The sequence below is a fragment of the Cytobacillus firmus genome, assembly GCF_023715565.1.
Lineage (GTDB): Bacteria > Bacillota > Bacilli > Bacillales > Cytobacillaceae > Cytobacillus > Cytobacillus firmus_C.
Genome location: NZ_JAMBOJ010000030.1, coordinates 26,287 through 39,200, shown reverse-complemented (window position 1 = coordinate 39,200; position 12,914 = coordinate 26,287). Strand labels below are relative to the sequence as shown.

Here is a 12,914-nt window from a genome sequence, read left to right as displayed (position 1 = left end):
AATGTATAAGACATCACATTTCACAATACGTTCAAAAACTTTGTGATTTATTTCACATTAAATCTGTTATATTGAGTGTATAGTAAAATTGTAATAACTGTTACACCAATAATCCCCTTGAGGTGAACTTACATGGAAAGATGGAATGGATTTGTAGAAGGCATTTGGACACGTGAAATTGATGTTAGAGATTTTATATTAAAGAATTTTGCACCTTTTTCCGGAGATGAATTATTTTTGGAAGGCCCGACAGAAGCTACCTCGCTATTATGGGAAAAAGTAATGGCTCTCACTAAAAAGGAACGAGAACAAGGCGGCGTGCTCGATATGGACACTGAAATCGTCTCTACTATTACCTCACATGGACCTGGTTATCTTGATCAGGATAAAGAAAGAATTGTAGGTGTCCAAACTGACCAGCCGTTTAAGCGCTCACTTCAGCCATTTGGCGGAGTCCGCATGGCTGTGGCTGCCTGTGAAGCATATGGCTATGAAGCCAGCAAAGATATGGAAAAAATATTTACGGACTACCGCAAAACACATAACCAGGGTGTGTTTGACGCCTATACTGATGAAATGAAACTCGCCCGTAAGGCAGGCATTATAACCGGTCTGCCTGATGCATATGGACGGGGCAGGATTATCGGTGATTATCGCAGGGTTGCCCTTTATGGGGCTGATCGCTTGATTGAAGCCAAAAAAGCGGATTTGAAGTCAACCTCATGCGTAATGACGGAAGAAAATATTCGATTGAGGGAAGAAATTTCAGAACAGATCAGGGCTCTGAAGGAACTGAAGCAGCTGGCAAACAGTTACGGTTTTGATATTTCAATACCAGCAGGAAATGCTCTTGAAGCTTTCCAGTGGCTGTACTTCGCTTATCTGGCCGCCATCAAGGAACAAAATGGAGCGGCTATGAGTCTTGGCCGTGTTTCCACTTTTCTTGATATTTTCATAGAAAGAGACTTAAAGAACGGGACACTTACCGAGAAGGAAGCGCAGGAGCTTGTTGATCATTTTGTCATGAAGCTGCGCCTTGTAAAATTCGCAAGAACGCCTGACTACAATGAATTATTCAGCGGCGATCCTACATGGGTGACAGAGTCCATAGGCGGCATGGCGCTTGATGGCCGCCCGCTTGTCACAAAGAATTCATTCCGCTTCCTTCATACCCTTAGAAATCTTGGTCCGGCTCCTGAACCCAACTTGACGGTATTATGGTCCACCAAGCTTCCTGAGAATTTCAAAAAATATTGTGCAAGGATGTCAATCGAAACAAGTTCAATTCAATACGAAAATGACGATATCATGCTTCCTGAGTATGGCGATGATTATGGAATCGCCTGCTGTGTGTCTGCATTGGAAATCGGAAAACAAATGCAATTTTTCGGAGCCAGAGCCAACCTTGCGAAGGCTCTCTTATATAGCATTAATGGCGGCAAAGATGAAATCCTTAAGGATCAAATCGGACCGGCCTATGCTCCAATAACTTCAGACGTCCTTCAATATGAGGAAGTGATGGAGAAGTTTGATTTCATGATGGAATGGCTGGCAGACCTCTATATTAATACTTTGAATATCATTCATTACATGCACGATAAATATAGCTACGAACGTATCGAAATGGCTCTGCATGATTCTGAAATTCTCAGAACAATGGCCACTGGGTTTGCAGGTTTGAGTGTTGCGGCCGATTCGCTAAGTGCCATCAAATACGCAACCGTTAAGGCAGTCCGTGATGAGAATGGGATCGTGGTTGATTTTATAACAGAAGGAGATTTTCCGAAATACGGCAATAATGATGATCGCGTCGACAGCATCGCTGTAGACCTGGTTGAACGGTTTATGAAAAAGCTCCGAAAGCATCAGACTTACAGAAACTCTAGGCATACGATGTCGATCTTAACCATTACATCGAATGTGGTATATGGCAAGAAAACTGGCAATACACCTGATGGAAGACGTGCCGGAGAGCCATTTGCCCCTGGTGCAAATCCGATGCACGGAAGAGATACGAAAGGAACGCTTGCGTCCCTGTCCTCTGTTGCAAAATTACCTTACAAACAGGCGCTCGATGGCATCAGCAACACCTTCTCTATTGTCCCTAAAGCACTTGGAAAGGATGATGAGAGCCGTGTGTACAATTTGGCAGCCATACTCGATGGATATGCCATAAAATCCGGGCATCACTTAAATGTCAATGTATTTAATAAAGAAACACTTCTGGATGCTATGGAACATCCGGAAGAATATCCTCAGCTGACCATTAGAGTATCAGGCTATGCTGTGAACTTCATTAAGCTGACTAAAGAGCAGCAGCTTGATGTCATCAATCGAACATTCCATGAATCCATGTAACCAATCGGATGGCGGGCCATTTTTATCGGCCCCCTTCTTCAAAAAAAGCTTTAGCAAGGTGCAGCTGCGGCTGCACCGGTGCTTATGGAAAGGAAGATAATCATGCACGGCAACATTCATTCAATCGAGACTTTCGGTACAGTAGACGGACCTGGCATCCGGTATGTTATTTTTACACAGGGGTGCCTCCTGCGCTGTCAATTTTGCCATAATGCAGATACTTGGGAAATTGGAACTGGGAAGCAAATGTCTGTTTCGGAAATCATGAATGACCTGCAAACCTATCTCCCTTTCTTCGAGGCTTCCGGAGGCGGCATCACAGTCAGCGGCGGTGAACCTTTGCTGCAGCTTCCATTCCTTATAGAACTTTTTAAAGAATGCAAGAAACTTGGCATTCACACGGCCATAGATTCATCAGGAGGCTGCTCCAGCTCCCTGCTTTTCCAGAATCAGCTGACAGAGCTTATGAGCTATACAGACCTGGTGCTCTTAGATTTGAAGCATATTGATAGAGAGAAACATAAAAAACTGACAGGACTTACAAATGACCACATTCTTCAATTTGCCCGGTATCTGTCTGACCATCAGGTGCCTGTGTGGATCCGCCATGTGCTGGTGCCAACAAAGTCTGATGATGAACGGGATTTGGAACGACTGGGAAGTTTTATTAAAGAATTGAACAATGTGGAAAAAATCGAGGTTCTCCCCTACCACAAGCTTGGTGTATATAAATGGGAAGCGCTTGGCTTGGAATATCCGCTGAAGGATATTGAGCCTCCGAGTGAGGGGAAAACTGAATGGGCTTATCGAATTTTGGCTGGGTTATAGGATCTTAGAGTAATGTTTTGCGTGGTTAGCCCCAATTTTGTGATTGGGGCTTTGTTTGTGCCTTGTATTAGTCGTTTGTTACAGTGAGAGTGCCGGGTTCTGACACAAAGGAGTGAAAAGCTGCTGGCTGAGTCCGAAGCTGGCTTAGGTTCTGACACAAACCGGCGAACAGTTGCGGGGTGAGTCCGAAGCTGGCTTGGGTTCTGACACAAAATCGCAAACAGTTGCGGGGTGAGTCCGAAGCGTGCTAAGGTTCTGACACAAACCGGCGAACAGGTGCGCGGTGAGTCCGAAGCTGGCTTAGGTTCTGACACAAACCGGCGAACAGTTGCGGGGTGAGTCCGAAGCTGGCTTGGGTTCTGACACAAAATCGCAAACAGGTGCTGCTTGAGTCGGAAGCTGGCTTAGGTTCTGACTCAAACCGGCGAACAGGTGCGCGGTGAGTCCGAAGTTGGCTTAGATTCTGACACAAACCGGCGAACAGGTGCGGGGTGAGTCGGAAGCTGGCTTAGGTTCTGACACAAACCGGCGAACAGGTGCTGCTTGAGTCGGAAGCTGGCTTAGGTTCTGACACAAACCGGCAAACAGGTGCGGGGTGAGTCCGAAGCGTGCTTGGGTTCTGACACAAAAACGCAAACAGGTGCTGCTTGAGTCCGAAGCGTGCTAAAGTTCTGACACAAAACCACAAACGGCTGCACTCTGAGTCCATATTCATCAAAACTTCCATTACATTCCCCCCTCATATAAGCTATAATTAAAACGAGGTGGATAATTATGACAATTGCATTGGAAAAGCCTAAGTGGCGGGTGTTTGGTGTGCTTTTATCTATGATTCTATGTTCCAACTATATTCTGTACAGGACCTCGCTCTTTGGCCCGGTTCCGGACGGAGCGGCTGTTGGCTCCCTGGTAGATTTGCTTGTTGTTGTACCGCTATTGACCTATTTTCTTATCCTGCGCAAACGGTATTCGCTGAAGTATTTGGGGGTTGTTATTCTAGCGGGATACGCAGCTGCTTATTTTATTATCCCTGCCAGTCATTTTTCGCAGTTTGCCTTTTTGCCTTATGTAATTGTTGTTTCTGAAGCACTTTTTATTGGCCTCGAGCTGTTTATTGCCTATAAGATTCTTGCCAAGCTGCCTGTACTATTAAAAGAATACAACAGGCTAAACGGGATTAATTCGCTATTTCTCTTTAATTTTAAGAGGGCGACTGAGAACCATTTTCAGAATAATAGGTTGGTAACTGTATTAGTCACTGAATTCGCTATGTTTAATTACGCCCTTTTTTCATGGAAAAAGACGCTTTCCATAAAGCATGGAGACTCATTCACCTACCATCAAAAAACAAGTGTAAATGCGGTTTATATTATGTTGATCCATGCGATAGTCATTGAATCAATTGGACTTCATTATTGGCTTCATTCATGGAATGCAATTGTGGCATATATCATCCTGCTACCAAATATTTATGGCATTATGTACTTCCTGGCCGAGATAAACGCCACCCGTTTAACCCCTTTCGTCCTTACTAATTCTCATTTGCTGCTGCAAACCGGATTCTCAAAAAGCATGTACCTTCATTTGGAGGAAATTAAGGAGATCAACTATTATGATGGTCCCGAAAGGTTTAGCAGACAAGAAATGAATGATATATTTGATGCAAGAGTGCCTGATCTTATCCAGGAAAAGCCGGTGTTCGAAATTATACTGAAGGAGCCGGCAGTTTATGAACTGATGTTCGGCATAAAAAGAAAAGCAAGCCGCATTATTCTGAATGTGGATGAACCGCAGAGGTTTTATCAGGAGGTTTCGAATAAATTAGCTCAAAAGTAAAAGGAAAATCCCCAGGGATTTTCCTTTTTGTGTACATTATTTCCACCAGTTATCGTGCATGGATGCGGGCATCTGGCGTTTATGTTGGGAAAAGATGTAACGTTTTTCGATCTTCTCTGCGGCTTCCGGACTTACTGATTTTCCTTCAAGGTAGTCATCCAATTCATCGTATGAAATACCGAGTTCCGTTTCATCAGCCTGTCCGGGTTTTTGGTCCAATAGATCGGCAGTCGGCACTTTTAAGTAGAGTCTTTCTTCTGCGCCAAGCTCTTTAAGCAGTGCCTTACCCTGTCTTTTAGTCAGTCCGGATAACGGAAGAACGTCTACTCCGCCATCACCATATTTTGTGTAGAATCCTGTCACTGCTTCTGCTGCATGATCCGTCCCAACAACCAGCAGGCCGTATTGGCCGCCAACTGCATATTGGGCGATCATTCTCATGCGGGCTTTCACATTGCCTTTATGATAATCTTTTAAAGGTTCCTCCGGCAATATACGGTCATATTCGGTTTGTACTTCATCCACTGCATTTTTAATGTTAAATACAACTTCCCGGTCAGCCTGAATAAAAGAAAGCGCCAGCTGTGCATCCTCTTCATCCTGCTGTACACCATATGGCAGGCGGACTGCCATGAAAGTTGCCTCTTTTCCTTCTTTTCGCAAGTCTTCTACTGCGAGCTGCGCAAGTTTTCCGGCGAGAGTGGAATCCTGGCCACCGCTTATGCCAAGTACATACCCTTTGGCATTCGATTTAACAAGGTAATCTTTTAAAAACTGAATTCTGTTTTTTATCTCTTCTTTTGGATCTATTGCTGGATTCACATTTAAATCTTCCATAATTTCTTTTTGTTTCTTCATTGCAGGTTCCTCCCTCTTTTTAAAGGTTCAGCTCTTTATATTTTGTTTTACCTGGCTGATCATGTTCATTTTATTATCCCAGCACTCCTGGCTAAGGTCGACCGGGTATTCCTCCGGATTAAGAGAACGGCGGTACTCATCCCATAATACGTTAAGGTTTTCCTTTGCAAAGCTTTGCATCTCTTTTAAGGATGGAACTTTATAGGTGAGTTTTCCTTCCTGAAAAATCTCTTTATGCAATTCTCTCGCTTCGAAATTGGTAACGAATTTGCTTACGAATGTGTGAACTGGATGGAACATCTTAAGCTTTGGTTCAGCTTGAGGATTCTCATGATCCAGAGCAATATAGTCTCCCTCAGATTTATGGTTGTCTTTATTAATAATCCGATAGACTCTTTTCAGTCCTGGGGTAGTCACTTTCTCCGGATTTCCGCTTATTTTGATTGTGTCAGTCATCTTGCCCTCTTCATTTTCGATTGAAACGAGTTTATAAACAGCTCCTAATGCAGGCTGCTCATAAGCTGTGATCAACTTTGTGCCAATGCCCCAAATATCGATTTTCGCTCCTTGAGCTTTAAGGTTAATGATGGTGTATTCATCCAGATCATTTGATGCAATAATCTTAGTATCATGAAAACCGGCATCATCCAGCATTTTTCTTGCTTCTTTGGACAAATACGCCAAGTCCCCGCTATCCAGTCTTATTCCTTTAAAATTAATTCGATCTCCCATTTCCCGTGCCACTCTAATGGCGTTCGGGACTCCTGATTTAAGCGTATCATACGTATCAACGAGAAAAACACAGTCTTTATGTGTCTCAGCATATTTCATAAAAGCGGTGTATTCGTCCTTATATGCCTGTACAAAAGAATGAGCATGTGTCCCTGCAGCTGGAATGCCAAATTTCTTGCCGGCTCTTACGTTGGAAGTGGCATCAAAGCCGCCAATATAGGCTGCTCTCGTTCCCCAGATGGCTGCGTCCATTTCCTGAGCCCTTCTGGAGCCAAATTCCATAGCTGTCCCATCGCCAATAACTTCTTTGATTCGTGTCGCTTTTGTCGCAATTAAAGTTTGGTAATTTATTATATTTAATAGTGCTGTTTCCACGATCTGGGCTTCTGCCAGCGGAGCTTCTACACGCATAATCGGCTCATTGCCAAACACAAGCTCTCCTTCTTCCATTGATTTAATGGTTCCGGAAAAAGTCATGTTTTTCAGATAGTCGAGGAAATCATCAGCATAATTCAATTCGTTTTTTAAGTACTGCAGGTCACTCTCGGTGAATCTGAAATTTTCAATATACTCGATGACCCTTTCGAGTCCTGCAAAAACACCATATCCATTCCCAAAAGGGAGCTTCCTAAAATATACTTCAAAGACCGCTTTTCGATTATGTATGTTGTCTTCCCAATAAGTCTGCGCCATATTGATCTGGTATAAATCAGTATGCAAAGCTATACTGTCATCCGCAAATTCCCTGTCCATAATGCAACCTCCTGTGACAAATCTTCCTAATAAATTTCTTATCGGCTAGTATTCCCTATTCACATCTTTCTCATTTTGAATGAATGGAAATTTGCCTATTATTTTTATAGTAGTGAAGTTTATTGGCTTAAGCAAATTTTTCAGTCTGAATATATACGGATATTTACCCATTTAGGACTTTTTTACACATTCTCCAACTGTTGTTCGTTATTTTGAACAAATGGTATTATTATGTTATAACATTTTATAATTATTTCCCGACCGTCTGTTGCTGTGAAGTTATTTTAGGATAAGAAAGCATTTTCACCCCCTATACTGTAATCACCAACCCTCCTCCATGCGCATAGGATGTCATGAACTGACAAGGAGGGCTGTGAGATATGGATAGACGGGGCCTCTTGCCTTTTGTTGTGACCGCATTTTTTGCAGTAGTTATTTCACTCTTTACTTTTTCGCTGATGGATACAAAGGATGCCGAGCCGCCAAAAACAGAAAACGTTCCGGATGGCCAAAGCACAAACCATGACAGTGATATCTCGAATGAAGTAAAAAATAATATTAAAGGCAATAAAGCCAATGTGAATAACTCAATCGACAACGATTTAAATAATGGTGATGATAGTCAAATTGAAAATAATGTTACAAATGATATAGAGGTAAATGTGGATGTGAATGTAACCAATACGATAAAAAATAAAGCTGATATAAACCAGGACTCCGGTCAAAAAGGTAATGAAAAGGAAAACAGCAGCGGCGGTAAGGGTAAGGAAAATAACCAGGACGGCCAGTCCGGGGCTGATGAAGTCGTTTGGGGTGTAGACTCGGCAACTCTCACTACAAGCGACTTGCTTTCTTGTGTTCGTGAAAACTTTGGATCTCCTAAAGTATGGGGGCGGTATTTAGGTGAAAAAGAAGGTGTATCAGCAGGCATTACATCCGAAGAGGCTAAACTGCTGCAGGACAATGATATTAAATTACTCGTGATATGGAATCGATTTAATGATGCAACAGGCATTAAAAATGGACAGAGTGAAGCAAGAGCAGCTGTTCAATTGGCAAAGGAGCTCGGGATACCCGAGGGTGTCGCCGTTTTTGCGGATATCGAGCCTAACTATCCTGTCGATTCTTCTTTTATAAAAGGCTGGTATCAAGCCATGTCGGAATCCCCCTATGAACCTGGCATTTACGGGATTTTTGATAAGGAAAAGGCCCTGATCAAAGCTTTTGATCAGGCTGCTGCCGAAAACCCTCCCCTCCTTGATAACACACTTATATGGACTGCTGCGCCGAATAAAGGAATCACCGCTAAAAAACAGGCGCCTGAATATAAACCTGAAGCTCCGGAAAACTCACTGATTGCAGGCTGGCAGTATGGAATCGATGCAGAAGAATGCAATATTGATACAAACTTATTTAACAAAGATATTTTAGAAAGTCTTTGGTAAATAAAAAAGAGCCCATTAAGGCTCTTTTATAGTTTAAAGCTGTTCTTTGGCATCCCGTTATTCCAAAATTGATTCATGATAAACGGTGTGCCGATAAACACTGGAACGATATAATAGCTGAGACGGTAAAACATGAGAATCAAAAGCCCCAGTTCTGACGGAACACCCTGTGATTCCAGTCCGATCAAAAATACAAAGTCAAAGGACCCTATTCCCCCTGGAATCATACTTGCAATTCCTGCACAAGCTGAGATGATGACTATCGGGAATAAAACCATAAATGGAATCGATACTTCCAGCGCTCTGGCAATTCCCCAGATACATATGATAATAAATAGCCACTCCAGCAATGAAACTGTCAACAGTTCCCCTGCAAACCCTTTTTTGATATGCTTCGTATTCCAAAATGACGGCTTAAAAAAGTAGATGCCAAGCAGCAGCGGTGTGTATGCAGCGACAGCCCAGACTGCGAGCTTTATAAGTTTTACATCATCATACAAATGTAAATCGGTAAATAGGACAACCCAAGACAATATAGACAAGCCTGTTAGGTAAAATAGTGACAGCTTGGCAATTATTTTGATATACGGTGTACTGCCTGTCAGGTAATCTTTATAAAAATAGGACCTGAGTGTAGCTCCTGCCACACCTCCCAGTCCGATAAAGTTTGAGAATGCGTTAGCAGATAAAGAATAAAATACAAGCTTTTTTTTAGGAACCCTTATTCTGAATAGTCTTTGCAATATTTCATCATAAAAATACATTGGAAAAAGTGCAGCCAGTCCCAGTAAAAGGATAAAAAATATTCGGCGGACGGTTAGCCGGTCAACATAGAGCTCAAGGAGAGCCCAATTAAAATCAGTGAATATCCCTTTTGCTTCAAGCATTATAAACAGCAAAATGAATAAGGGTACAAGGAGTTTGGCAAGCGTGATAATTGTTTTTTGTTTGAACAAGGACAAAATACCCCACCATTCATTTAGAGAACTAGAGATAATTTAATCTCCCTGATAGAGTGTATCATAAAAAAGCCTAATATATAAACATTTTTACTATTATATTCCTATTTAGTGACAATAGAATGGACAAGAAATAAGTTTTTGCTAATGGGTCAAAATCTGCAATTGTTATCAATGCAGCATTCAATTATACTTAAATATGTGAATAGAGGTGAATGGGCATCTTTGAACTATTAATTGAATCGTCTTTTATTTCATCAGAGTATACTCTTTATTTAACATATATTATTGGATTAGCTGCTAAGCTGTTAATCATTTGGAAAATCACGCCCGCTTTTTATAGTCCAGGAAATATCGGGAATGAACAAAACGAATATGAAAACCTTCCAGAGTTTTGCATGGACCGGGCCATTATTTGCGATTCGATTCAATCATGGATGGCAAAACTGATCCTGAAAAAAGGCGACCAAAGTGATGAGCCGGAAAGCCTCTCCCCCTATTATATAAAAAAATATAGCGGGAGGTTTGACCTGAATGAGAAAAACAAAACGGTTGCTGGCCATTACTATGATCACTTTATTGCCAATATTCCTAACTGCCTGTCAGGCACAAGGAGGACAAGGAACAAGCTTTTTCCATCACTATTTTGTCAATCCATTTGCCTTGGCCATACATGGAACGGCTGTCTTCTTTCATGGCAATTTCGGACTGGCCATTATCTTCATTACTATCATGATCAGGCTGATATTAATGCCTTTAATGCTTAAACAATATAAAAACCAAAGCTTAATGAAAGAAAAAATGGATAAGTTAAAGCCTGAACTTGAAAAAATCCAGCAAAAGCTGAAAATAGCGAAAAAACCGGAGGAGCAGCAAAAGCTGCAGCAGGAAATGTTCGGTTTGTATCAATCACACGGAGTGAATCCTTTGAATGCGGCGGGCTGTCTTCCAATCTTAATTCAAATGCCCGTTTTAATGGGATTTTATTATGCCATAAGAGGAAATCAGGAAATTGCGACACATTCCTTTCTCTGGTTTAATCTGGGTCATTCTGACATTTGGATCACGATCATTGCAGGAATAGTGTACTATCTTCAGTACCGGTTCACGCTTAGCAATATGACTGCGCAAACTCCAAAGCAAATGAAATTCTTGGGATTAATGTCTCCTCTAATGATTATGCTGGTTTCTTTAAATGCTCCTGCCGCCTTGCCGCTATACTGGACTGCGGGCGGATTGTTTTTAGTTTTTCAATCATGGCTTGGAAGAAGATTATATAACAAGAATAAAACTGATCAAGTGCAGTTTATGTCGGAATCGTAATGAAAGAGGGAGCGGGCTTAATGCCTGCTCCCTTCTTGTTTAAAGAAATTTGAATAACAATATTTATTCTTGGAAAGATAAGGGGGGAAATCGAAAGGAGGAAAGTGTATGATTAAGCGTAAATTAATGATGGCAGGAGCACTTTCTGCTGCATTGCTTTCTGGCTGTGCAACGAATAATACTGATATGAATGAAACTGCACAGAGAAATAGAGATCTGACAGAGCCGACTAAAGTGAACGACAGCAGCTATGGAGAAAATGGACGCACCACTGAGCCGGGGATTGATCTTACCCGCACGGGGACGGACAATGACAATCAAAAGGATTCCCCTAAAATGAAGGTTGCTTATAAAGTTGCCGATAAAATCACCTCCATACCAGAGGTTGAATCTGCGAATGTCATCGTTACAGACAATAATGCCTATGTGGCCGCACGCTTAAAAGATGGAAATGGAGAATTGACTAAGGATGTTGAGGGGAAGATTTCAGATCAGGTTAAAGCAGTCGATCAGGACATTGATAACGTATACGTCTCTGTTAACCCCGACTTTTATGACCGAATGACAGGATATGCAGAGGACATTCGGGCAGGTCATCCAGTGGAAGGGTTAGTTGATGAATTTACACAAACAGTACGCAGAATTTTTCCTACAGAAAGGTAAAAAGAAAACGGCCCATAACAGGCCGTTTTCTTTACTGTTTAAGCATCCTGAAAGTAGTCTTTATAAAATCCGCTTACTTTTCCGGAATTGTCTACAATGAAATAAAATTCATCCGTTTCATTTTTTACATCATAGATATTCCCTGCTGTTAAAGCCCGGTTTACAATGTATTTTGCTGCATCAGTGTGCACACATTTTACTTTTTTCAGTGTTTTGCGTTCATGCCAGTTTAAATGAATCACTATTGCCACTCCTTCAGATTCCGAATTACTTATATGTTTAGTTTTTATTATAATGAATAGGAACGGTTGTCTGCAACCAGATTTTCTTTAGTGGCTGGCATTAGCTTCATTAATTTTCGCAACTGCTTGATTTTATCTGCCTCAAATGTATAAACTTCTCCAGTTAACGAGTTTTTCATTGTTATATAGTTAATTTCGCAGATTTGGTCTGTTCGTACTAATTCCAAATTTTCGTAATGTTCATTATCGTATTCCACTTCATAAAAGCCATTATCTGCTAAAATTTTCATTTTGATGACCCTCTTTCTAAGATGATGGCAAAGGTTATATACCACCCGCTTAGCCTGTTTCAAACCAACAAATGAATTTTTGCAGGATTAACTTAAATTTTCCCATTCACTTAGGTGCATTGGATTTAGATATGGTTTTGCCTCCCCCTCTAAGACAGCGATATATTCTAATGAGTGGCCGTCTGGATCATAAAAATAGACTGAAGCAGCCGGTATCCATGAATGGACAATCGGTTCTGACGGTGATAGGCCTAAGCTTTCTCTCACCTCGATCTCTTTTTCCTTTAAAAACGGAATATTTCCCCTCAGCTTCTCAGGTGAAACAGAAAAGGCTATATGATTTCTCTCTATTGGGGTGTCTTTTGTTTCCCAAATGCCAAGCATGTTCTCTTTATTTTCACCCAGAAAGAAAAATGCGGCTTTTCTGTCCTCTGTAGTGTAAGCAACTTTGAAGCCGAGTTTTTCATAAAATATAATGCTTCTTTCTATATTGCTTGAGTTTAAATGTGCTTCATATAGTTTTGCTCCCTGCATGGTGTGGTCCTCCAATTCATTTTCAACTGTCTTTATTGTATTAAAAGCGGTAACCCTGCCATACAGAAAAAAGGATGAACTTGTGTTCATCCT

12 protein-coding genes are annotated in these 12,914 nt (G+C 41.5%); 6 read left to right on the top strand and 6 right to left on the bottom strand.

Features of this window, described 5'->3' with window-relative positions:
• The first annotated feature begins 132 nt into the window (after nucleotides 1–132).
• From pflB to M3205_RS13600, 3 genes are all read left to right on the top strand, one after another.
• Nucleotides 133–2,358, top strand: a complete 2,226-nt coding sequence (pflB, locus tag M3205_RS13610) for a formate C-acetyltransferase (protein ID WP_251170397.1) — start codon at nucleotides 133–135, stop codon at nucleotides 2,356–2,358.
• 102 nt (nucleotides 2,359–2,460) lie between these two features.
• The gene (pflA, locus tag M3205_RS13605; RefSeq protein WP_251170396.1) at nucleotides 2,461–3,186 is read left to right on the top strand and encodes a pyruvate formate-lyase-activating protein; all 726 of its coding nucleotides are present in this window, start codon (nucleotides 2,461–2,463) and stop codon (nucleotides 3,184–3,186) included.
• A 774-nt stretch (nucleotides 3,187–3,960) separates the two neighbouring features.
• Nucleotides 3,961–5,022, top strand: a complete 1,062-nt coding sequence (locus M3205_RS13600) for a hypothetical protein (protein ID WP_251170395.1) — start codon at nucleotides 3,961–3,963, stop codon at nucleotides 5,020–5,022.
• 36 nt (nucleotides 5,023–5,058) lie between these two features.
• On the opposite strand, the gene nadE is transcribed toward M3205_RS13600, so the two are convergent.
• Together nadE and M3205_RS13590 are read right to left on the bottom strand one after the other, a co-directional pair.
• The gene (gene nadE / locus M3205_RS13595; protein WP_251170394.1) at nucleotides 5,059–5,880 is read right to left on the bottom strand and encodes an ammonia-dependent NAD(+) synthetase; all 822 of its coding nucleotides are present in this window, start codon (nucleotides 5,878–5,880) and stop codon (nucleotides 5,059–5,061) included.
• Nucleotides 5,881–5,907: 27 nt separating this feature from the next.
• Complete coding sequence (locus tag M3205_RS13590; protein ID WP_251170393.1) at nucleotides 5,908–7,365, bottom strand: nicotinate phosphoribosyltransferase; 1,458 nt, start codon at nucleotides 7,363–7,365, stop codon at nucleotides 5,908–5,910.
• 380 nt (nucleotides 7,366–7,745) lie between these two features.
• Between M3205_RS13590 and M3205_RS13585 the strand changes: the two genes are divergently transcribed.
• Nucleotides 7,746–8,810, top strand: coding sequence for a glycoside hydrolase domain-containing protein (locus M3205_RS13585; RefSeq protein WP_251170392.1), 1,065 nt, complete (start codon nucleotides 7,746–7,748; stop codon nucleotides 8,808–8,810).
• Between the two features lie 26 nt (nucleotides 8,811–8,836).
• Here the strand turns inward: M3205_RS13585 and M3205_RS13580 are convergent, their stop codons facing one another.
• The gene (locus M3205_RS13580) at nucleotides 8,837–9,766 is read right to left on the bottom strand and encodes a lysylphosphatidylglycerol synthase domain-containing protein (RefSeq protein ID WP_251170391.1); all 930 of its coding nucleotides are present in this window, start codon (nucleotides 9,764–9,766) and stop codon (nucleotides 8,837–8,839) included.
• A gap of 537 nt (nucleotides 9,767–10,303) precedes the next feature.
• Between M3205_RS13580 and yidC the strand changes: the two genes are divergently transcribed.
• Both yidC and M3205_RS13570 read left to right on the top strand, forming a co-directional pair.
• A complete protein-coding gene (gene yidC, locus M3205_RS13575; protein WP_251170390.1) occupies nucleotides 10,304–11,092 on the top strand; it encodes a membrane protein insertase YidC in 789 nt (262 codons plus the stop codon).
• Nucleotides 11,093–11,200: 108 nt separating this feature from the next.
• Nucleotides 11,201–11,755, top strand: coding sequence for a YhcN/YlaJ family sporulation lipoprotein (locus M3205_RS13570; RefSeq protein ID WP_251170389.1), 555 nt, complete (start codon nucleotides 11,201–11,203; stop codon nucleotides 11,753–11,755).
• A gap of 38 nt (nucleotides 11,756–11,793) precedes the next feature.
• Here M3205_RS13570 and M3205_RS13565 read toward each other — a convergent pair whose 3' ends face one another.
• From M3205_RS13565 to M3205_RS13555, 3 genes are all read right to left on the bottom strand, one after another.
• Nucleotides 11,794–11,997: a DUF6501 family protein gene (locus tag M3205_RS13565; RefSeq protein WP_251170388.1), complete on the bottom strand. Its 204-nt coding sequence runs from the start codon at nucleotides 11,995–11,997 to the stop codon at nucleotides 11,794–11,796.
• Nucleotides 11,998–12,044: 47 nt separating this feature from the next.
• Complete coding sequence (locus M3205_RS13560) at nucleotides 12,045–12,287, bottom strand: hypothetical protein (RefSeq protein WP_251170387.1); 243 nt, start codon at nucleotides 12,285–12,287, stop codon at nucleotides 12,045–12,047.
• An 87-nt stretch (nucleotides 12,288–12,374) separates the two neighbouring features.
• Nucleotides 12,375–12,911: a VOC family protein gene (locus M3205_RS13555; protein ID WP_251170386.1), complete on the bottom strand. Its 537-nt coding sequence runs from the start codon at nucleotides 12,909–12,911 to the stop codon at nucleotides 12,375–12,377.
• Nucleotides 12,912–12,914: the final 3 nt, after the last annotated feature.